This window comes from Veillonella parvula, assembly GCF_018378075.1.
Lineage (GTDB): Bacteria > Bacillota > Negativicutes > Veillonellales > Veillonellaceae > Veillonella > Veillonella parvula_K.
This window is the reverse complement of sequence record NZ_JAGZYE010000006.1, coordinates 37,450-59,787: the sequence shown is the minus strand read 5'-3', so window position 1 is coordinate 59,787 and position 22,338 is coordinate 37,450. Positions and strand designations below refer to the sequence as shown.

Annotated in this window: 16 protein-coding genes and 1 other RNA gene; all 17 read left to right on the top strand. The window is 39.8% G+C overall.

The genetic code is table 11. The features are described from left to right. The first annotated feature begins 3 nt into the window (after positions 1-3). The 17 genes from KH286_RS06695 to rpoD all read left to right on the top strand — a co-directional run bounded on the left by KH286_RS06695 (position 4) and on the right by rpoD (position 22,313). A complete protein-coding gene (locus KH286_RS06695) occupies positions 4-492 on the top strand; it encodes a Fur family transcriptional regulator (protein ID WP_004696420.1) in 489 nt (162 codons plus the stop codon). Next, positions 485-1,912 carry a coproporphyrinogen dehydrogenase HemZ gene (hemZ, locus tag KH286_RS06690; RefSeq protein ID WP_278617778.1) on the top strand — a complete coding sequence of 476 codons (1,428 nt, stop codon included), beginning with the start codon at positions 485-487 and terminating at the stop codon, positions 1,910-1,912. Before KH286_RS06695 ends, hemZ begins: the two co-directional genes overlap by 8 nt. Next, positions 1,912-3,183, top strand: a complete 1,272-nt coding sequence (gene hisS / locus KH286_RS06685) for a histidine--tRNA ligase (protein WP_012864578.1) — start codon at positions 1,912-1,914, stop codon at positions 3,181-3,183. The genes hemZ and hisS overlap by 1 nt, the downstream gene beginning before the upstream one ends. Positions 3,184-3,191: 8 nt before the next feature. Then, entirely contained in the window at positions 3,192-4,997 is a 1,806-nt protein-coding gene (gene aspS, locus KH286_RS06680; RefSeq protein WP_278617777.1) for an aspartate--tRNA ligase, read from the top strand. Between the two features lie 80 nt (positions 4,998-5,077). Next, a non-coding RNA gene (gene ssrS / locus KH286_RS06675) (6S RNA) lies at positions 5,078-5,249 on the top strand. 235 nt (positions 5,250-5,484) lie between these two features. Beyond that, positions 5,485-6,786 (top strand): replication-associated recombination protein A, encoded by a 1,302-nt coding sequence (locus KH286_RS06670; protein WP_278457601.1) that lies wholly within the window; start codon positions 5,485-5,487, stop codon positions 6,784-6,786. A gap of 82 nt (positions 6,787-6,868) precedes the next feature. Further along, on the top strand, positions 6,869-9,613 hold the full coding sequence (locus tag KH286_RS06665; RefSeq protein WP_278457599.1) for an FtsK/SpoIIIE family DNA translocase: 2,745 nt from the start codon (positions 6,869-6,871) through the stop codon (positions 9,611-9,613). 48 nt (positions 9,614-9,661) lie between these two features. Continuing rightward, complete coding sequence (locus tag KH286_RS06660) at positions 9,662-10,114, top strand: helix-turn-helix domain-containing protein (protein ID WP_004698676.1); 453 nt, start codon at positions 9,662-9,664, stop codon at positions 10,112-10,114. 39 nt (positions 10,115-10,153) lie between these two features. Then, a complete protein-coding gene (locus KH286_RS06655) occupies positions 10,154-12,100 on the top strand; it encodes a YgiQ family radical SAM protein (protein ID WP_004698698.1) in 1,947 nt (648 codons plus the stop codon). A gap of 56 nt (positions 12,101-12,156) precedes the next feature. Next, entirely contained in the window at positions 12,157-13,194 is a 1,038-nt protein-coding gene (locus tag KH286_RS06650; protein WP_004698526.1) for an ABC transporter substrate-binding protein, read from the top strand. Between the two features lie 59 nt (positions 13,195-13,253). Beyond that, a complete protein-coding gene (rimO, locus tag KH286_RS06645; RefSeq protein WP_004698709.1) occupies positions 13,254-14,600 on the top strand; it encodes a 30S ribosomal protein S12 methylthiotransferase RimO in 1,347 nt (448 codons plus the stop codon). Between the two features lie 37 nt (positions 14,601-14,637). Next, positions 14,638-15,885 carry a competence/damage-inducible protein A gene (locus KH286_RS06640; protein WP_004698616.1) on the top strand — a complete coding sequence of 416 codons (1,248 nt, stop codon included), beginning with the start codon at positions 14,638-14,640 and terminating at the stop codon, positions 15,883-15,885. Between the two features lie 4 nt (positions 15,886-15,889). Beyond that, on the top strand, positions 15,890-16,930 hold the full coding sequence (gene recA, locus KH286_RS06635; RefSeq protein ID WP_004696404.1) for a recombinase RecA: 1,041 nt from the start codon (positions 15,890-15,892) through the stop codon (positions 16,928-16,930). A 2-nt stretch (positions 16,931-16,932) separates the two neighbouring features. After that, on the top strand, positions 16,933-17,376 hold the full coding sequence (locus KH286_RS06630) for a regulatory protein RecX (RefSeq protein WP_278617776.1): 444 nt from the start codon (positions 16,933-16,935) through the stop codon (positions 17,374-17,376). A gap of 118 nt (positions 17,377-17,494) precedes the next feature. After that, on the top strand, positions 17,495-19,096 hold the full coding sequence (rny, locus tag KH286_RS06625; protein WP_004696400.1) for a ribonuclease Y: 1,602 nt from the start codon (positions 17,495-17,497) through the stop codon (positions 19,094-19,096). A gap of 255 nt (positions 19,097-19,351) precedes the next feature. Continuing rightward, on the top strand, positions 19,352-21,124 hold the full coding sequence (dnaG, locus tag KH286_RS06620; RefSeq protein WP_004698524.1) for a DNA primase: 1,773 nt from the start codon (positions 19,352-19,354) through the stop codon (positions 21,122-21,124). Between the two features lie 28 nt (positions 21,125-21,152). Next, on the top strand, positions 21,153-22,313 hold the full coding sequence (rpoD, locus tag KH286_RS06615; RefSeq protein WP_118091352.1) for an RNA polymerase sigma factor RpoD: 1,161 nt from the start codon (positions 21,153-21,155) through the stop codon (positions 22,311-22,313). The last annotated feature ends 25 nt before the right edge of the window (positions 22,314-22,338 follow it).

The following is a 22,338-nucleotide window of genomic DNA, read 5'->3' as shown; positions in this document are numbered from 1 at the left end:
ATTATGAACACAACATTAGAAAAATTAAAAGAACGCATTAAAGACAAAAAGTACAAATTGACAACTCAACGTCAAACAATTTTGCAAGCATTCATCGATGCTGATGAAAATCACTTGAGTGCTGAAGATGTATATGTTCTTGTAAAAGAAGTAGCACCTGATATCGGGTTAGCAACAATTTACAGAACTCTTGATCTCTTCACAGAACTTGATTTGTTAAAACGTCTTGATTTTGGTGATGGCCGTAATCGCTATGAATTAAATGACGAAGAGTTCGCTCATTTCCATCATCATTTGATTTGCGTAAAATGTGGTAAAGTATCCGAGTTTGAAGACGACATGCTTGAAACATTGGAGTCTATTATCGCTAAGAAATTAAACTTCCGTACCATTGATCATCAATTGAAAGTATATGGTTACTGTAGTGATTGCCAAAATCATATGACTGAAGCAGAATTAGAAAAGCTTGAGCGTATGTCCCATCATGGTTAATGGATATCTATATACGGGTCCATTACCACTTGGCTCCGTAGTAGCTCATAACTGTGGCGCGGCGGGACTCTTTTCTGATAAGATAAATCCAGAGGTTATCCTTGAAGCACATGAAGTGGAAGGGCTCTACACATTAACTGTTACCATTGGTGATTCGGTTCAGATTTTTGAAGGCCCTGTTTCCTCTATGGGGCGTCGCCAAATTGGACAAGCCTTGTTGCGCTATTTGCGTGAATATCAAGGCTTACCTGCTGAGGCTCCGTGGGGAACTATGGTAGGTGTGCGCCCTACAAAGCTACTACATAAATATATAGATACATATGGCTCTGTCCACGCAGCAACTCGTCACATTCGGGACGAGTTTTCTGTGTCTATGGAAAAGCTTGCTACTTTGGGGGACATTGGCGAGTATCAACGTCCATTTCTATCTGATACAGATGATAAAAAGGTGAGTCTCTATTGTGGTATTCCTTTCTGTGACACGCGTTGTGTATATTGCTCGTTTCCATATGGTCTCTATCAGGATTATGCTGGTAAAAGTCAATTCCTAAAGGCTTTAACCCGTGATATAGAAGATATGAAAGCTATTGTCCAATCTTATAATTTAACCGTAAATACCCTCTATATGGGCGGTGGTACTCCGACAGTGCTAAAGGATGAAGACTTTCACCAGGTTCTAAAACAGTTGTCTCTACTCGTACCAGAAGGTCATGAATTTACTGTAGAGGCAGGACGACCTGATTCTGTTAATCCTACAAAGCTACGTTCCATGCTTGCGCTAGGTGTGAATCGTATTAGCATTAACCCGCAAACAATGCAAGATGATATTTTGCGTCGTATTGGACGCGGCCATAGTGTACGGGATATTGATGAACTTTTACAATATGTAAAAAACAATACATCATTAGCCGTAAATATGGATTTTATTGCAGGCTTGCCTAATCAAACGATGTTAAACATGATAGAGAATATGGATTATGTATGTCAAAATCTGCCGGAAAATGTTACAATTCATACGTTAGCATTAAAACGTGGTAGCCCGTTGTACGATTTACATATGGAAGATGATATTCCTGAAGAACATCTTGTGGCGGAAATGGTACAATATGGTAAAGAGCGTCTTGAAGCAGCTGGTTATGTGTCATATTATTTATATCGCCAACAATATATGAGAGGGCAGTTAGAGAATATTGGCTATACCTTGCCTGGCAAAGCGTGTGAATATAATATTCAGATCATGGAAGAACGGCAGAGTATTCTATCTATGGGGCCTGGCAGCTCGTCTAAGTGGATGCGAGCCCCTGAATACCGTCAACTTAAACAGCATATGCCAAAAGACGTAGATGTTTATCACGTAACGATAGATGCACTTTTAGAGAAACGACATAAAATTTGTGAAAGATTTTGGGAGGTTGTGTAATGGCTATAAGAAAACCAAGAGGTACACAAGACTTTTTGCCAGAACAGATGATAAATTGGCACTATATTGAACAACGTATGCGCGAAATTTGTAAAGTATACGGCTTCAATGAAATTCGCACACCTGCCTTTGAAGAAACTAAATTATTTTTGCGAGGTATCGGTGAGACTACAGATGTAGTACAAAAAGAGATGTACACCTTTACCACCGGAGATGACGGTGGTTCTAGCTTTACCTTACGCCCTGAAAATACGGCGTCTGCTGTGCGCGCATACTTAGAAAATAAAGTATATGGTAAAGAAGGTCTCACCAAATGGTATTATATGGGCCCTATGTTCCGTCATGATAAACCGCAAGCAGGCCGTTACCGTCAATTTCACCAATTTGGTGCTGAGGTATTAGGCTCTCAATCTCCAGTAGTGGATAGCGAAGTTATCTGCATGGTTGTGCAGTTGTTAAAAGATTTTGGACTTAAAGATCTCAATGTAGAGGTAAATTCCGTAGGTTGTCCGACATGTCGTCCTGTATATCGTGAAAAATTAATCGCTTTCTTTGAACCTAAAAAGGAACAATTATGTAGCGACTGCCAAGAACGTTTGTACAAAAACCCTTTGCGTATACTGGATTGTAAAAATGAAACATGTAAATCCTTGTCCATAGGTGCTCCTGAAATTCACGAACATTTATGTGAAGAGTGTCATGATCACTTTGAAGAATTAAAGACTTATTTAACAGCTGCTAATGTGCAATATACTTTAAATCCTCGTCTCGTACGTGGCCTTGATTACTATACAAAAACAGCTTTTGAGGTACAATATACTCCTTTAGGTGCTCAAAGTGCCGTAGCCGGTGGTGGTCGTTACGATGGTCTCGTAGAAGAGCTCGATGGACCGCATACCCCAGCTATCGGTTTTGCTATGGGCATGGAGCGCTTATTATTAGCTCTTGAAAAACAAAACCTATTGCCTGAACCAACTGTAGAACCATCTGCATTCGTAGTAGCTCTTGGTGATGCGGCTAAGGTAGAGGCTTTCAAAATTTGCCAAAAACTTCGCAGTCTTGATATTCCTGTTGAAATGGACGGGCAGGGCAAAAGTATGAAGGCACAATTAAAATACGCTAACAAAATTAATGCGAAATATGTTATTATATTGGGTGATGATGAATTGGTTCGTAAAGAAGCCATAATTCGATTCATGGATACTAGTGAACAAGAGACTGTATCTCTTGATACAGTGGCTGAACGTATAACTTCTTTGGTGAAAGGATGACAATTAGAATGGAAACAATGCAAGGCTTACACCGTACGCACGGTTGTGGCACCATCTCTGAACAAGAGGTAGGTAAAGAGGTCGTATTATGTGGTTGGGTTGAACGCCGTCGTGACCATGGTGGTTTGATATTCTTAGATTTACGCGATCGTTCTGGCGTAGTACAAGTAGTGGCATCCCCAGATCACAACGTAGAATCGTTCCACAAAGCAGAGGATGTTCGTAATGAATATGTGCTTTGCGTGCGTGGAACTATTACAAAACGTGATGATTCTGCTATTAATCCTAACCTTCCTACAGGTGCATACGAAATGTTCTGTGAAGAGTTGCGCGTATTGAACTCCGCTAAAACTCCTCCTTTCTATATTCAAGATGATATCGATGTAGATGAAAATATTCGTTTGAAATATCGTTACCTTGATTTGCGTCGTCCTGAAATGCAACGTAACTTGATTTTACGTCACAAGGTAACAAAAGCAATGCGCGACTTTTTTGATAGCCGCGATTTCTTGGAAATTGAAACTCCAATGCTTACTAAATCTACGCCAGAGGGCGCTCGTGACTATCTAGTGCCTTCCCGTGTAAATGCTGGTACATTCTACGCATTGCCACAATCTCCACAAATCTTTAAACAAATCTTGATGGTTGCTGGTTATGAAAAATATTTTCAAATCGTTCGTTGCTTCCGCGATGAAGATTTGCGCGCAGACCGTCAACCTGAGTTCACTCAGCTCGACTTAGAAATGTCCTTTGTTGATGAAGAAGATATATATGCATTGCTTGAAGAGATGATTGCTCATATATTTAAAACTGCATTAGGTAAAGAAATTTCTTTGCCTATGTCTCGTATTACATGGGACGAAGCAATGGATAAATACGGCTCTGATAAGCCGGATCTTCGTTTTGGTATGGCGTTTACTGATGTAACTGATCTTGTAAAAGATACAGAATTCAAAGTCTTCCGCTCTGTTATCGACAATGGTGGCGTAGTTAAAGGTATCGTTGTGCCTGGTGACGCTGGCATTCCTCGCCGTGAACTTGATGATCTTGTTGAGTATGTAAACCGTTACGGCGCTAAAGGCCTTGCGTGGGCTTGCTTCAATGAAGATGGTTCTATCAAGTCTCAAATCATGAAGTTCTTAGGTGAAGATACAATTCGCAATATCGGTGAAAAAATGGGCGCTAAAGGTGGCGACCTCGTATTGATGATTGCTGATAAACCTGCAACTGTGGCACGTGCATTAGGTGAATTACGCCTTGAAATGGCACGTCGTATGAACATGATTGACCAAGATAAATTGGCATTCACATGGGTAACTGATTTCCCTATGTTCGAATATAACGAAGATGAAAAACGTTATGTAGCAATGCACCATCCATTCACAATGCCACGCCATGCGGATCTTGATAAATTAGAATCCGATCCTGGTAATGTAAAAGCGATTGCTTACGACATGGTATTGAATGGCGTAGAAATCGGTGGCGGTTCCTTGCGTATCTACCAAGCTGACGTACAAGAAAAAGTATTCAAAGCAATTGGTTTGTCCATTGAAGAAGCAAGATCCAAATTCGGCTTCATGCTTGATGCATTCCAATATGGTGCACCTCCTCATGCAGGTTGTGCATTTGGCCTAGATCGTCTTGTTATGTTGATGGCAAAACGTCAATCTATCCGCGACGTAATTGCATTCCCTAAAACTCAATCTGCTTCTGATATCATGAGCCAAGCTCCATCTGAAGTAGAACCAAAGCAATTAAAAGAGTTGCATATTAAACCAGATGTAGAAGAAGAACAAGAGCAATCTTTAGTGTAAAAACATAGGCAAGAATTGATTAAAATCGAAATGTCAAGACTTGTTAATTGCTAATCTTTCTGATACTATTTAAGTATAAGATATCCCTGCCATGTGCGTGTGATATCGCAGTTTTGAGCCAACACATTTACTTTGGGAGTCTGAACTCTCGTCTGAACGTTACGCCCGTACGGGACAACTGCAGGATGAGGAGGACACCCACCTGCCCTTGCAGGATCAAAACGCGGTACATTACGGCATGGTGGGGTTTTTTTGCGTGTAAAAATAGACTTAAATATCATATACTATAAATATATCTTTGGTAAGAATTTAAATTTTTTAAAATCTTAAGAGTCCTAAATGTCATAAATGTCTTATAAATATTATTAGTGATACCAAGTTACTGACGTCATTGGGCTTTTATGACGAGTAAGACATTGTTTTTTGATTGAATAGTTATAGATATTAAAATACGATAGTTAAACTGGGTGCGAATTGAGGTGATAGAATGGATAGTTTATTTGATATGACACCTACAAATACATACGAGCCACTTCCTGTACGAATGCGTCCTACTAAACTGGATCATTTATATGGTCAAGAGAAGGCCATAGGGAAGGGGACTTTCTTGCGTGCTATGGTAGAGAAGGATACAATACCATCTATGCTTTTTTATGGGCCTTGTGGAACAGGTAAGACGACGTTAGCCGGAATCATAGCTAAGGTGAGCAATAGTCATTTTGTAAACCTGAATGCTACTAACGCTGGTATTGGTGAGTTGAGAACCATCATTGAAGACGCTCGTAAACGGGTTCGTTCTTTACAGCAACGAACAATTCTATTCCTCGATGAAATTCATCGCTTTAATAAAAGCCAACAAGATGTGTTGTTACCCTGTGTAGAGGATGGAACTATCATCCTTATTGGTGCTACTACAGAGAATCCGTTCTTTGAAGTTAATAGACCACTTTTGTCTCGTTTGCGTCTTATTATATTAGAAGCACTTACTCCAAAGGCTATTGGTCAAATTTTACGTCGCGCCATTACCGATGAAGAAGTGGGATTAGGCAAACGCCATCTACAGGTAACGGATGAAGTTTTGGAAGATGTGGGGATTTTCGTCAATGGTGATGGACGCATGGCCCTTAATATTCTTGAACAAGCGGCAGCTATGGTTCCCGATGAGGGGGCGATTACTATTGATGTTCTCGAAAAGGTCGTAGGCCGTCGCATATATACATACGATAAAAAAGGCGATAGTCATTACGATACAATTTCAGCTTTTATTAAAAGTATGCGTGGTTCTGATGTGCAAGCAACGGTACATTATTTAGCGCGTATGATTGAAGCTGGAGAGGATCCTAATTTCATTGCTCGTCGTATTGTTATTTGTGCAGCAGAGGATGTTGGCCTTGCGGATCCACAAGCTCTTATACTCGCCAATGCAGCGGCTCAAGCGGCTCATATGGTAGGCTTTCCTGAGGCGCGTATTATATTATCCGAAGCTGCGTGTTATGTTGCTCTTGCACCTAAAAGTAATTCTGCTTATGTAGCTATTGATGCAGCTATATCTGATGTGCGACATAAGGATTGTGGACAAGTACCTGATCATTTGAAAGATAGTCACTATAGCGGGGCTAGTAAATTAGGTCATGGAAAAGCTTATAAGTATGCTCATAATTATCCTAATGGATTTGTAAAACAGCAGTATTTACCAACGCCTCTAATCGATGCAACTTACTATAAGGGTATAAAGAGAGGGACTGAGGAACAGTTACTTCACGACTGGGAGAAACGTAGTAAAAATTAACTTAATATTACGATATATGCTATAATATAATGATAAGTTAATTTACTGTAATGTTATATAAGTAAGGGGTTTGTATAGATTTATGGCAGAAGAAAATACTTCCACCAAAAGACGCACCACACGCCGTAAGCGAACAAGTACAAAACAGCAATCAAAGTCTCAAAGCTTTTCTTTGCGCAGTGAAGTGAAAGGTCTTATTGTCATTGCCTTTGCTGTGATTTCCTTTCTCGGATTTTTCGGCTTTGAACTTGGCCTCGTAGGACAGATTTTAACAGGTATATTCCGTTATGGCTTTGGCCTAGGGGGGATTATTCCTTGTTTATGCGTTTTCTGGTTAGGTTGGAGATTATTATATAAGGATACATTTATTTCCATTACAAAACGAGGCGTTGTAATGACCTTGTTTTTCCTATTCTTGTTAGCTCTTGTTCCCTTGTGGCGCGTTCCTGAGGGACAGGAACTCATTACTACACAACTGGCTAATCAAGGTGGTTTTGTAGGTGGTGCAATTGCTACATTCCTTCGTACACTATTAGGCAACTTAGGGGCTATTATTCTTGATGTATTCTTACTCATAGCTTTTGGATTACTGGTGACACGTTTGTCTTTGCGCAGTGGATTACAAAAGGCTGCGGACAAAACACAGGTTGGCCTTGATGTTGCAAAAGAGGTAGCTGCTGAGAAGGTTGCTGTTGCAAAAGAAGCGTTTGAAGATTGGAATGAACAACGTAAAGAAGCGGCAGAACAGCGTAAAGCTTATAACAGGGAAAAAGATACACGCTTTGCTGATGCAGCAGATCAAGCATTAGATGCACTAGAAAAACAAGGCATTGCTACTGGCAGAGACCTTTTTGACTCTACCACAGCTATAGATGTTGATACTATTGAAGATACAGTTACTACTGTGGAGTCGCCAAAACCTCCTACATCTTGGAAGGAATTGGCTGAGATAGAAGCACGTAATCGTGCGGCTGAGCAATTGGCTAATATTTCTGAAGCATCTGGTGATGCTAAGTCTTATGAAGCTGATGACTTTGAACAATTCTCTGATACACATAGAACTACGAGTGATGATTATGTATATGTTCCAGATGAGGACTATGCATATACACCAGATGAAGAATATACGGATGAGTTTGGAACTGCAGCAAACTCTGATGACGAAGAACCAGAATTCTCCTATCAAAATACAACGATGGGTCCATTGGAAACTAATCATGGTGCTATCGCTTCTGTTGTGCCAGGAACGGGGGCGGCTGCAAGCTCTGTAAGTGCTGGGGCCGGAATGGCAGGCATGGGATTACACGTACCGTCCATTATTAGTACTACAGAAGATACGGCACAAGTAGCTGTATCTAAAGATGGCCAAATTCATCGTTCCTATGATAGACCGTACCACTTCCCAAGCCTAGATATTTTGGCGAAAGGGAAGGGGAGTCAAAACAATGGTGAAGAAGTAGCGCAAAATGCGATGATGCTTGAACATGTATTGAGTGACTTTGGTATTACTGCTAAGGTTGTTAATGCTACACAAGGTCCAACTGTTACGCGTTATGAAATTGAGCCAGCACCAGGCGTAAAAGTAAGTCGTATCGTTAATTTAACAGATGATATTGCCCTTAATTTGGCAGCTCAGCATATTCGTATGGAGGCTCCGATTCCAGGTAAATCTGCCATCGGTATTGAGGTGCCTAATAAAACGACAGAAGCCGTTCATTTACGTGATGTACTTGATTGTAGTGACTTTAAAGATGCTCGTGGTGGTATTCCTGTCGGTCTTGGTAAGGATATTGCAGGTAAACCTGTTATTACGGATCTTGCTAAGATGCCTCACTTGCTCGTAGCTGGTACGACTGGCTCTGGTAAATCCGTATGTGTAAATACATTAATTTCTAGTATTCTCTTTAGCCGCAAACCGGAAGAGGTTAAGTTATTATTAATCGACCCTAAGATGGTTGAATTGTCTATTTACAATGGGATTCCGCACTTGATGGCTCCAGTTGTAACGGATATGAAAAAAGCAGCAGCTGTATTGCGTTGGGCCGTTCGTGAAATGGAGGCTCGTTATAAGGCGTTTGCTGCATCTGGTAAACGTGATATTAAGAGCTATAATGAGGCTCATCCTAAGGCTGCAATGCCGCTAATCGTGTTGATTATCGACGAGTTAGCTGACCTTATGATGACGGCTCCTGATGATATTGAAGAATCTATTAGTCGTTTAGCACAAATGGCTCGTGCCGCAGGTATTCATATGGTTCTTGCGACACAACGGCCATCTGTTAACGTTATTACCGGTTCTATTAAGGCTAATGTACCAAGCCGTATTTCCTTTGCTGTAGGCTCTCAAATTGACTCCCGTACCATTCTTGATATGGCAGGAGCAGAGAAACTATTGGGTAAAGGGGATATGTTATTTGCTCCGATTGGTGCAAATAAACCTATTCGTGTACAAGGAGCCTTCATTTCTGATGATGAGGTAGAAAAACTTGTAGAGTTTGTGAAAGCTCAACGAGAACCAGAATATGATAATACGGTAACTCAAGAAGTGGAAAAGGAAGCTGAAAAAGAATCTTCTGATGCTAATGATGTTTACCGCGATGAATTATTAGAGCGAGCTGTCAATCTCGTTATGGAATCTGGTCAAGCTTCCGTATCGATGTTGCAACGTCGTTTCCGTATAGGTTACACCCGTGCAGCACGTCTTGTAGATACAATGGAAGACCTTAAAATCGTTGGCCCTAGCATGGGCAGTAAGGCTCGAGAAATTTTAATGAGCCCTGAACAAGCTAAGGCTAGATATTTCTCCGATTCCAATGATGAGCAATAATTAGCTAATTACTATATGAATATTACGTAGATTTAGAAAGGAACGAAAATGGCTGAATTAGGCGAAGAATTACGACGTGAACGGGTAAGACGTAATCTAACCTTTAAAGATGTGGAGCAAGTGCTGCACATTAAAACAACCTATTTAGAGGCTATCGAAGATGGCAACTATGATATCATTCCTGGTCAAGTCTACGTAAAAGGTTTTATTCGAAACTATGGTAACTACTTAGATCTTGATGGGGATCGCTTGGTAAAAGTATATCAGGGCCAAGTAGGGGACATAGATACCTTTTCTTTACGTTCTGTTACAAGACGGAAGGCTCAAGCAACTCCTAATTTGGTACAAAGTGAGTTTGTTGAATACCAAACATCTAAAAAGCGTATGTCCTTAGAAACGCGTCAACGAAAACGTCAACGCTCTATTGTACAAGAACGCATTATTTTAGGGATTATTTTAGTTTGTATGGCATTATTTTTACTATGGTTATTCCTGTTCTAGTATCTGATTAGGCATGATAGAAAGGCATTTACACAATCAATGGATAGATTTTTAGTAACAGAACCTTCGGATATGAAGGAACGTGGTTGGGCTGAATTAGATTTCGTTCTCATCAGTGGGGACGCTTATGTGGACCATCCATCCTTTGCGCCTGCAGTTATCGGTAGATACTTGGAATCCAAAGGTTATCGTGTAGGCATTATAGATCAACCAGATTGGAATGATGTAGAGGCTTTCAAAAAACTAGGTAAACCACGTCTAGCATCCCTTGTTACGGCAGGGAATTTAGATTCAATGCTTAATAAATTTACGGCAGCAAAGAAAGTTCGCCGTCAAGATGATTATTCTCCAGGTGGTGAGTCAGGTCATCGTCCAGATCGTGCTACCTTGGTATATGCTAACCGTATGAAGGAGGCTTACAGTGATGTACCTCTTATCATTGGTGGTATAGAAGCGTCTTTGCGTCGCTTTGGTCATTATGACTATTGGTCAGATACGGTGCGTCGATCCATCTTAGTAGATTCTAAGGCCGATGTACTCGTCTATGGCATGGGAGAACTTCAAATCGTTGAACTAGCTGATGCCTTAGATCAGGGTCGATTTAAAGAGTCTTTGCCATCTATACGTGGCATTTGCTACATGGCAAAGGAAATTCCAACCATTGACTATGTAGAGTGCCCATCGTATGAAGCTATTAAGGCGGATAAGATGGATTTTGCCGATGCATTCCGCATTCAATACGATGAACAAGATCCGTTCTATGGACGTATTGTAGTCCAAAAGCATGGTGATAGATATCTCATTCAGAACACGCCTGCCTTGCCATTGACACAGGAGGAAATGGACGGTGTCTATAACTTGCCATATACTCGAAAGTGGCATCCTAAATACGATGATAAGGGTGGTGTGCCAGCATTAAGCGAAGTTCAATTTAGCCTTGTGAGCCAACGAGGTTGCTTTGGCAGTTGTTCTTTCTGTGCTATTACTAATCACCAAGGGCGTATCATTCAGAATCGTAGTCATGAGTCTTTGATTGAAGAAGCTCACATGATGATCAAGATGGACAATTTTAAAGGGTATATTCATGATGTAGGGGGCCCTACGGCAAATTTCCGCCATCTAGCTTGCGATAAACAAGCTGTCTATGGTGCGTGTAAAGGTCGTACTTGTGCGGCTCCAGAACCTTGTGAAAACTTGAATACAAATCATGATGACTATATTGCTTTACTGCGTAAATTACGTAAACTAAAAGGTGTAAAAAAGGTATTTGTTCGTTCTGGTTTGCGTTATGACTATGTACTAGCCGATAACAATAAAGATTTTGTGCGGGAACTTTGCGAGTTTCACGTAAGTGGGCAACTAAAGGTAGCTCCAGAACATGTATCTAAACGGGTTACCAATATGATGGGGAAAGCTGGTAAAGAAGAATTCCTAACCTTTAAGTCTTGGTTTGAAGAGGCAAATAAAAAGCTTGGTAAGAAACAATACTTAGTTCCGTACTTTATGAGCTCTCATCCCGGTTGTGCCCTAGAGGATGCTATTGAATTAGCGGAATTTTTACGAGATCACCATATGTACCCAGAGCAAGTACAGGATTTTATTCCTACGCCGGGTAGCCTTTCTACTTGTATGTATTATACGGGCATTAATCCACTAGATGGAAAACCTGTATATGTTGCTAAAAAGGGTAGAGATAAAGCAAAACAGCGCGCATTGATGCAGTTTAAAAATATTGAAAACTATGACCTTGTTAAAGAGGCTCTCATAGAAGCCAATCGACGTGATTTAATTGGCTTTGGCCCAGAATGTTTAATTCCACCCCGACCAATTGGTGGAAATTCTAAGCGTATTAGCCAATCTAGTAAATCTCGTAATGGCAAACGAGGTTGCGAATCTAGGAATCGATGCCAGACTGGAAAAAGGCGTAGTAGAGATGTGACTAAAGTTCGTACATCTAATAAAAGTTTTGGTGGTCGTTACATGTAGGGAGTAGCTCTAGCTACTCTCATTTTAAGATACTTTATGTCTTATGGGAGGCATATATGAAACGATGGATTGCTCCGAGCATCTTAGCATTATTTGTGGTAGGAATGTTGATCTATGGCATAAACTTTTACCAACAAGAACAAATAGAACAGGCCAAAGAGCCTATTCGTGGTGAAATTATAGTCTATACGGACTTACCTAATACTTTGACAGCTATGCTTGCTGAGCGTTATGAAGAGGAACAAAAGGTAAAAGTCACTGTAATGCCTCTTACAGAGGAACAAATGTCGCAACGGTCGGCTTCTATAGTGGCTGATACTTCTGGTGATTTGGTGCTAACTTCTGAAGATAATCTCGTAATTGGTGCCAATGCAGGTAAATATATGCCCATCGTCAATGAACGTATTGACGAGGTACGTGATAATCTAAAGGATCCAAATGGCTATTGGGTTGGTATTTGGTATGATCCCATCGTATTTGTTCAGAATGATACCTTCCATAATGGCATTGGTAAATATATTACTACATGGGATACATTGGGAAAACAAGGTGATTGGTCTATCGTTATGACCGATTTTGTAGCATCTCAGAATGCGGCCAATTTGCTATATAATATGGTAGAGTATAAAGGGGAACCAGAGGCTCTTGAATACTTATATAGTTTGAAGCCCCATGTGGTTCAACATGCTAAATTTTTGTCTACTCCAATACGCCTAACTGCGCTAGGGGAGACAAATATTGGTATTGGTAACTTGTCTGATGCGGCGCAATATAGTCATCATGGGTATCCAATTAAGATCATTTATCCTAAAGATGGTACGTCTTATTATGTGACTGGTGCTGCCGTTTTAAAAAATTCAAAACATAAAGCAGATAGTGTAGAGTTTATTAATTGGTTACTATCTTCTAAAACGGCGAAATATATGGTAGAAAAGAATTTTACTTATATATTTACTAATCCTGAGATGGATGAGCCAAAAGATTCTATGGGGCATGATTTAGTATTATGGCCTGTGAATGGTGGCTATACTCTAGAAGGTAAAAAGTTACTATTAAATCATTGGGTTAGTCAAGTACGATTCCGTAAGGACTAAGTCAGTTGTATAAATCCAAGAAATAAATAAATAAGAATCTAGTGACGAAAGGATATAGAATGGGAAAAAAATTAGGATATGTTAGCCTAGGTTGTGCTAAAAATTTAGTAGATACAGAGGTAATGTTAGGCTTATTGAGAGATAATGGCTATTCGATTACAGAAGACTTAAGCGAAGCAGATCTTATCGTTGTAAATACCTGTACTTTTATTGAAAAAGCTAAGGCTGAGTCTATAAATACTATCCTTGAGGTTGCCCAATATAAGGAGGATGGTACTTGTAAGGGCCTTATCGTAGCAGGTTGTCTTAGCCAACAATATCAGGATGAATTATTCCAAGAAATTCCTGAAATTGATGCATTAATCGGTACCGGTGCATGGGATCAAGTTATGGTAGCCGTTGATGCTATTGAGCACGGCAATCGCAGTTGTATCATGGAAAATATTACGAATATCTATGATGAGCGCATGCCTCGTATTCAAACAACACCTCGTTATAGTGCATATGTAAAAATTGCAGAAGGCTGTAATAACGGGTGTACATTCTGTATTATTCCTAAGGTACGCGGTGCATTCCGCAGTCGTACTATCGAGTCTATTAAGGCTGAAGTGGAACGATTGGCTGCGACCGGGGTTAAGGAAGTTGTCCTTATCGCTCAAGATACAACGAGCTATGGTATCGACCTTAATGCTGGTAAACCATTATTGACGACATTGTTAAAAGAATTAACAACTGTAGAAGGCATAGAATGGATTCGCATGCTATACCTATATCCGACATTTTTCTCTGATGAATTGTTAGATATTATTGTTAATGAGCCAAAGCTTTGTAAATATGTAGATATTCCATTGCAACATGTTAATAACGATATTTTGAAACAAATGAATCGCCGAGACGATCGCAATGATATTGAGCGCTTGCTTAAGAAGATTAGAAATGCACCGACTCATATTACATTGCGCACCTCTATCATCGTTGGATTTCCTGGTGAAACAGATGAACAATTTGAGGAACTTTGTGACTTTGTAAAAGAAATCAAATTCGATAATATGGGCGTATTTACGTATTCTCAAGAAGATGGTACACCAGCTGGTGCTCGTGAAGACCAAATACCAGAAGAGGTCAAAGAAGAGCGTTATCACGTTCTTATGTCCATCCAAGCTGCTATCTCTGAAGAGAATAATCGCAATTTAGAAGGTACCATTGATTATGCGATGATAGAGGAAATCGAAGAAGGCGAGAATAACACATTGCTTGCAAAAGGTCGATTGAAATCTCAAGCACCTGATGTAGATGGTAATATGTACATTGAAGACTGCGGTGAAGACATTCAACCTGGTGATATTCTTAAGGTACAAGTAGAGCAAGGCTTTGCTTATGATGTAGTAGCTACAGTTGTAGAATAATGCACAGTTCGATATATTCGATTGTGGAGGTGATCTGATGATTGTAGAACTTATTTCTACAGGTTCAGAATTATTGCTAGGTGATACAGTAAATACGAATGTATCTTGGCTAGCACAAGAGTTAAATAAATTAGGATATACCATTGCCCATCAATCGGTGGTAGGTGATAATCCGAAACGAATGGCTGAAGTTTTTCAGCTCGCTAGTACAAGGGCTGATATCGTTATTAGTACTGGTGGGCTAGGACCAACGCAGGGCGACATTACACGTAATGTACTTGCCGATTCAATTGGCAGACCTATTGTGTTTAATCAAGAGGCCATGAACGAGCTTGAAAGGTTTTTTAAAAGTGTAAACCGTACTATACCCGATGCGAGTCGGCGAGAAGCACAATTACCAGAAGGGGCGAAAGTATTATATAACCCTGTTGGAGTTGCTCCAGGTGTCGTCGTTGAAGATGGCGACACTACGTACATACTTTTACCTGGACCTCCTGGAGAAATGAAGGGCATGTTCCAAGAGAGCGTAGTTCCTTATTTAAATGGCCGATTTGGTTCTCAAGGTATTGTTACATCCTATCGTTATGGCGTATATGATATTCGTGAAATTGATTTAGAAAGTACCTTGATGGATCTAATTAAGAAGCAATCTAATCCGACCATAGCTTTGCTCATTAAAAAGGGCTACATTGAGGTTCGCATCACTGCTAAGGCTGAAACATTAGAAGCGGCACAAGACCTGCTTAATCCTTGGGATGCAATCATACGAGAACGCTTAGGCTCTCGCATAGGGCGCAACTTAACAATTTCTATGGAGGAAACATTAGGTCGAACCTTGTTAGAGGAACATAGTACTATTAGTACTGCTGAATCATGTACATCAGGATTGGTTGGTAAATTACTGACTAATGTCAGTGGTAGTAGTGAGTACTATATGGGTGGTGTTATTTCGTATAGTAATGATGTGAAACATCGTGTTTTAGGTGTACCACAAGATATGTTAGATACATATGGCGCTGTTAGTGAACAAGTGGCTAAGGCTATGGCAGAGGGGGCACGAACTGTTGGACAAACAACATATGCCGTTTCTACGACAGGCATAGCTGGTCCTGGAGGTGGTACTCGAGAAAAGCCTGTTGGTCTTGTATGGTTTGGTGTTACTGGTCCACATGGCACAGTGGCCCATAGAGCTAATTTAATTGGCAATCGAGAAGATATTAGACAAAGTGCAGCAGAGCTAGCACTATACTATGTTTATACTTATATAACAGAAAAGGGGAAATAAAATAATGGCTGTAGATGGCAGACAAGCAGCGTTGGATAACGCGTTAAAACAAATTGAAAAAGATTTTGGTAAAGGTGCTATTATGCGTCTTGGCGAAGCGGCAGATCGCATGAATGTAGAGGTGATTTCCTCTGGTTCTCTTGCTATCGATATCGCTGTTGGTGTAGGTGGCTTCCCTCGTGGTCGTGTAATTGAAATCTACGGTCCAGAATCTTCTGGTAAAACAACAGTAGCTCTTCATGCTGTAGCAGAAGCTCAAAAACAAGGTGGCATTGCAGCATTTATTGATGCGGAGCATGCGATGGATCCTGTATATGCTCGCAACTTGGGGGTAGATATCAATAATTTGTTGATTTCTCAACCAGATAATGGAGAACAAGCTCTTGAGATTACGGAAGCTCTTGTTCGCAGTGGTGCAGTAGATATCGTTGTAGTTGACTCCGTAGCGGCTTTGGTGCCTAAAGCGGAAATTGATGGTGAAATGGGTGACGCTCATGTAGGTTTACAAGCTCGTTTGATGAGTAAAGCGTTGCGTAAATTGACTGGTATCATCAGTAAATCCAAAACAGTTGTTATCTTCATTAACCAATTGCGTGAAAAAGTAGGTGTTATGTTCGGTAATCCTGAAACAACAACTGGTGGTCGTGCGTTGAAATTCTATTCCTCTGTGCGCCTTGATGTTCGTAAAGGGGAATTGATTAAAGCAAATAATGAGAATGTTGGTGCGCGCACAAAAGTTAAAGTTGTTAAAAATAAGGTGGCACCTCCATTTAAGACAGCTGAATTTGATTTGATGTATGGTGAAGGTATCTCTAAAACTGGCACACTTATTGATATCGGTACAAATATGGAAATTATCAATAAATCAGGTGCTTGGTACTCCTATAATGGGGAACGTATGGGGCAAGGTAAGGAAGCGGCTAAACAATACTTGTTAGAGAATCCACAAATAGCTGATGAAATCGATCGGATTATTCGTGATACACTGGCTGTTGGCACTGAAGAAATCGATGTAATTGGTGAAGAAGTAACTGAAGAAGTATAATCATGAGTGACGAAACGATGCAAGCTGCTATGGATCAAGCGTATCGCTTCCTAGCTCAGCGCTTTCTTAGTTCTTATGAGCTGACGCAAAAAATGAGACGTAAACAATTCGAGGACCCTATCATTGAGAGGGTCCTTGAGCGCCTTAGAGATTATGATTACATTAATGATGAACGTTTATCTGAGCAGGTATTAGCCTATTTGATGAAAGAACAGAAATACGGTGCTTATATGATTAAGCAAAAAATGAAACTTCGAGGACTTGCGATTCCTCAAGAAATTTCTGCTTATAATGAGGTAAAAGCTGCTTATCGGGTGGTAGAAAAAAAATTTGGATCTATTCTCAATGAAGAGAAGACTCCTCGGGTAAAAGTTTTTAGTTTTCTCAAATACAGGGGGTTCTCAACAAGCACAATTCAAGTTGTATGCAATGATTTTTATGAATAAATTCTGCTTTTTGAGAGGCCTTGGTAGGCTTGTAAAATCTTGACAGAAAGGGCTTTGAAGTCTAAAATTAATAATAGCCTTATTTATTTATATGATGATATGGCTAATTGATAATTTAATGCATAAAGGGCATAAAAAGGAGCATGAAAGCTCAATTTTGAGAAATAAAAAGGAGGTGAAAGAAATTTTAGAGTATAGTCTAATTGCAGTGGTAATGGTACTGATTGGACTAGGGGTAGGCTATTTTTTAAGAAAAAATATTGCTGAAGGAAAACTGAATCAAGCTGAACAAGAGGCTGCTCGCATCATTGCAAATGGTGAACGCACAGCTGAGTCTAAAAAGAAAGAAGCTTTATTAGAAGCGAAAGAAGAAATTCATAAGCTCCGTTCTGATGTAGAACGAGAAAATAAAGATCGTCGTTCTGAACTTCAACGTATGGAACGTCGTATTCTTCAAAAAGAAGAATCTTTGGATAAAAAATTAGACAATATTGAGCACAAAGAGGAAGCTTTACATCGCAAAGAAGCTGACTTAGCCCAAAGCCGTGAAAAGGTAGAAGCTTTGTATGAAAAACAAATGGCAGAATTGGAACGTATTTCTGGCATGACGTTCGAAGAAGCAAAAAATATCTTGTTAACGAATGTGGAACAAGAAATCCGTCATGAAACGGCGATTATGGTTAAGGAAATGGAGCAGCAAGCTAAGGATGAAGCGGAGAAAAAAGCGAAAGAAATTATCTCCTCTGCTATCCAACGTTGTGCAGCTGACCATGTAGCGGAAACTACCGTATCCGTAGTGGCATTGCCTAATGATGAAATGAAGGGGCGCATTATCGGTCGTGAGGGCCGTAACATTCGTGCACTCGAAACATTAACAGGTATTGATTTGATTATCGATGACACACCAGAAGCAGTTATTCTTTCCGGCTTCGATCCAATTCGTCGTGAAGTGGCTCGTATTGCGCTGGAAAAATTGATTGTAGATGGTCGTATCCATCCAGCTCGTATTGAAGAAATGGTTGGTAAAGCTCGTAAAGAGGTGGACCAAACTATTAAAGAGGCTGGTGAACAAGCGACATTTGAAGCTGATGTTCATGGCTTACATCCTGAAATTGTTAAGATTTTAGGCCGTTTGAAATATCGTACTAGTTATGGTCAAAACGTATTGAAACATTCCATTGAAGTATCTCATTTAGCAGGTTTAATGGCAGCTGAACTAGGCTGTGATGTAACTTTGGCTAAACGAGGTGGTTTGATTCATGATATTGGTAAAGCATTAGACCGTGAACTTGAAGGTTCTCATGTTCAAATCGGTGTTGATGTGGCTCGTAAATATCGTGAAAGTGCAGCAGTAATTAACTGTATTGGTGCTCATCATGGTGATGAAGAGTTCCAAACCGTAGAAGCTGTATTAGTAGCTGCCGCTGATGCTATCTCCGCTGCCCGTCCAGGAGCACGTCGAGAAACATTAGAAAACTACTTAAAACGTTTATCTAAATTGGAAGAAATCGCTGAATCCTTCGAAGGCGTTGAAAAATGTTTTGCTATTCAAGCCGGTCGTGAGATTCGCGTTGTAGTAAAACCGGATAAGATTGATGAAGCTGAGTCTACATTACTTGTTCGGAATATCGTAAAACGCATCGAGTCAGAACTTGAATATCCAGGCCAAATTAAGGTCGTAATTATTCGTGAAACTCGCGTTGTGGATTACGCAAAATAATATGCTATAAGCGATAAGTATAGGCTGCAATGTTTTCATTGCAGCCTATTGTTATCAAAGTTTCGGTAATTATATATTGCTATATACGGCGTATAGGAATCATCATTTACATTGCGTTGTAGATGATGATTCCTATGATTCGTATCAAGTTATTTATACTTTTTTAATAATTTAATTGATTAAAATGCTTTACAAATAGAGGATTTTTTATTTGTATATAGAATTAATATATATATGGGGAAGGAGGCGTTGGCTATGAGCCGATATTTTGAAAATGAGTTGATTGAACAAATCAAAGATGCTAATGATATCGTGTCAGTTGTATCCGAGCATGTAGCCTTAAAGAAACGCGGCAAGAACTATTGGGGTTGTTGTCCATTTCATAATGAAAAAACGCCATCCTTTAGTGTAGCCCCTGAAAAGGGTTTTTATTATTGCTTTGGGTGCCATGCATCAGGAAATGCTATTAAATTTCTTATGGAATTAGAGCATTTAACCTTTGTAGAAGCCCTAGAGCGGCTAGCTAATCGAGCTAATATTCCATTGCCAGAGGCGAAACTTTCACCTGAACAAAGAGCTAGAGATGAAAGGCGCAAAAAATTGTATGAAGCTTCTGATTTAGCGGCTACCTTTTTCCATAACTGTCTCACTCAAACGTCTATTGGTAAGGTGGGATTAGATTATTTGAAAAAGCGAGGGCTCACACAAGAGACCATAGAAACATTTAAGCTTGGTTTTGCCCCTGATGGTTGGGATAAGTTATATCGTGCCTTTCATGAGCGTGGCATTGATGATTCCATTCTCTTGGAGTTGAATCTTGTCCGAAAGAATCAAAAGGGTCAATTTTATGACTTCTTCAGAAATAGAATCATGTTCCCCATTATGGATGGTAAAGGGCGAGTCGTTGCTTTTGGTGGGCGTGTTATGGATGATAGTACACCAAAATATTTAAACTCTCCAGAGTCATCAATCTTTGAAAAAGGTAAACTCTTATTTGCCTTTGATAAGGCTTATAAATCTATTCGTGAGGAAAAACAAGCTATTCTTGTAGAAGGCTATATGGACGTTATATCTGCTCATAATCATGGTGTTACTAATGTAGTCGCATCATTGGGGACTGCTTATACAAGAGATCATGGACATATCTTGATGAGACAGGCTGAAGAAATCGTGTTAGCTTATGATATGGATGGTGCTGGTCGTCAGGCGGCTGCTAGAGCTATTGAATTATTGCAAAATACGGATTTTAAGGTGCGTGTCCTTGCTATGCCAGACGGCAAAGATCCAGATGATTATGTGCGTAATCATGGGGGACAGGCATTTAAGGAGTTAGTTGCTAAAGCTGTTAAGCCTCTAGATTATCTATTAAGTGAGTCTTTAATCAAACATGATACAAATGATACAGAAGGGAAGCAGGCTGTTATGGCAGATGTTTTCCCATATATTGCAAATATAGATAGTCAAACACAGAGAGATGATGCTTTAAAAACATTGGCATTGCCATTATGGCTTGATAATAGTACTATTTTTAGATACTTTAGAGATTATGTGAAAAAAGGACAAATTGAATTAGTGGATACTGCATCAACACCTTTGCCAACACAGGATTTACCAAAGGGAGATGCGGAAAAATTATTGTCCTTAGCTTTCACAGATGGCGAAGTATTACAACATATGATGAGCTATTTGCCATTAGAGGACTTTGAAAAAATTGAATATCGAGGTATAATAGAAAAGCTATTCACCTTGTATAAGTCCGAAGGTCGTCTAGATGAAACTGCAATTCAATCTGTTTTATCTTCTCAAGAATACGATATTTACTCTAGGTTGGTCGTCATGAGTGACGATGAATACAAGGTACAAGTGCCTGCATTAATCCGTAAGATAAGGCTCCATTCATTGCGTGAACAGTATAAAGCGCATTCAATTATGGCGGATCAATTAAAACGAGCAGGAGATTCGACGTTTATTAGCGAATTACATAAGTGTCAGGAAATACAGAATTTAATTAGAGAATGGTCTAAGTAAATCATTAATGGTTAAAAAGGAGAGCGCTGTGGCTAAGAAAGTACAAAAAAGTCAAATAGAGGAGATTGTTGAGCAACTTCTTGAAAAAGGCCGTAAGAGCGGTGTGTTGACACAATCCGAGATTTCAGATGCTCTTCATGAGCAGACGGAAATTACTGCGGAACAATTAGATGATATTTATACGACTTTGGGTAAATTGAATGTAGAGATTGTGGCAGATATTGATGCTGATGATACAGATAGTCATACAATTGAAACGGATGAAGATGAAGACGAAGTTTCTAGCGAGAAGAAAATTTCTATCGATTTAAGTGTTGATTCTGGTGTTAATATTGATGACCCTGTACGAATGTACCTAAAAGAGATTGGTCGAGTGCCATTGCTTTCAGCTGATGAAGAAATCGTATTAGCTAAGCAAATCGAAGCTGGTTCACAAGAGGATGCTACATATAAAGATATTCAACTTAGCAAAAAGGCAAAGAAAAAATTGGTAGATGCTAACTTGCGACTAGTTGTAAGTATCGCAAAACGTTATGTAGGTCGCGGTATGTTGTTCTTGGATTTAATCCAAGAAGGTAACTTAGGTCTTATTAAAGCGGTAGATAAATTCGATTATACTAAAGGTTATAAATTTTCTACGTATGCTACATGGTGGATTCGTCAAGCGATTACGCGTGCTATTGCAGACCAAGCTCGTACGATTCGTATTCCTGTACATATGGTAGAAACAATTAATAAATTGATTCGTATTTCTAGACAATTGTTGCAAGACAAGGGTCGTGAGCCATTGCCAGAAGAAATTGCTGAAGGTATGGGCATTACTGTAGAGCGGGTACGTGAAATTCAAAAGATCGCCCAAGAGCCAGTATCCTTGGAAACTCCGATTGGTGAAGAGGAAGATTCCCATTTAGGGGACTTCATCGAGGACCAAGATGCAATTGCTCCAGACGATGCAGCTAGTTACATTTTATTGCAAGAGCAAATTGAAGATGTATTTACATGCTTAACTGATCGTGAGCAACAAGTATTGATTTTACGTTTTGGGTTGAAGGATGGTAAGCCTCGCACATTGGAAGAAGTTGGTCAACATTTCAATGTTACACGTGAACGTATTCGTCAGATTGAAGGTAAAGCGCTTACTAAATTGCGCAACCGCGGTAAACGTGATAAAATCAAAGACTTCTTATAAGATTTTGAATCTCTTAAGGGTTGTA

Bases quoted from the DNA above. Each gene is read 5' to 3' on its own strand.
- KH286_RS06695 (WP_004696420.1), top strand. From the start codon at position 4: ATGAACACAACATTAGAAAAATTAAAAGAACGCATTAAAGACAAAAAG.
- KH286_RS06640 (WP_004698616.1), top strand. From the start codon at position 14,638: ATGATTGTAGAACTTATTTCTACAGGTTCAGAATTATTGCTAGGTGAT.
- KH286_RS06665 (WP_278457599.1), top strand. From the start codon at position 6,869: ATGGCAGAAGAAAATACTTCCACCAAAAGACGCACCACACGCCGTAAG.
- aspS (WP_278617777.1), top strand. From the start codon at position 3,192: ATGGAAACAATGCAAGGCTTACACCGTACGCACGGTTGTGGCACCATC.
- hisS (WP_012864578.1), top strand. From the start codon at position 1,912: ATGGCTATAAGAAAACCAAGAGGTACACAAGACTTTTTGCCAGAACAG.
- recA (WP_004696404.1), top strand. From the start codon at position 15,890: ATGGCTGTAGATGGCAGACAAGCAGCGTTGGATAACGCGTTAAAACAA.
- rimO (WP_004698709.1), top strand. From the start codon at position 13,254: ATGGGAAAAAAATTAGGATATGTTAGCCTAGGTTGTGCTAAAAATTTA.
- rny (WP_004696400.1), top strand. From the start codon at position 17,495: ATGCATAAAGGGCATAAAAAGGAGCATGAAAGCTCAATTTTGAGAAAT.
- KH286_RS06650 (WP_004698526.1), top strand. From the start codon at position 12,157: ATGAAACGATGGATTGCTCCGAGCATCTTAGCATTATTTGTGGTAGGA.
- hemZ (WP_278617778.1), top strand. From the start codon at position 485: ATGGTTAATGGATATCTATATACGGGTCCATTACCACTTGGCTCCGTA.
- KH286_RS06630 (WP_278617776.1), top strand. From the start codon at position 16,933: ATGAGTGACGAAACGATGCAAGCTGCTATGGATCAAGCGTATCGCTTC.
- KH286_RS06670 (WP_278457601.1), top strand. From the start codon at position 5,485: ATGGATAGTTTATTTGATATGACACCTACAAATACATACGAGCCACTT.
- dnaG (WP_004698524.1), top strand. From the start codon at position 19,352: ATGAGCCGATATTTTGAAAATGAGTTGATTGAACAAATCAAAGATGCT.
- KH286_RS06655 (WP_004698698.1), top strand. From the start codon at position 10,154: ATGGATAGATTTTTAGTAACAGAACCTTCGGATATGAAGGAACGTGGT.
- KH286_RS06660 (WP_004698676.1), top strand. From the start codon at position 9,662: ATGGCTGAATTAGGCGAAGAATTACGACGTGAACGGGTAAGACGTAAT.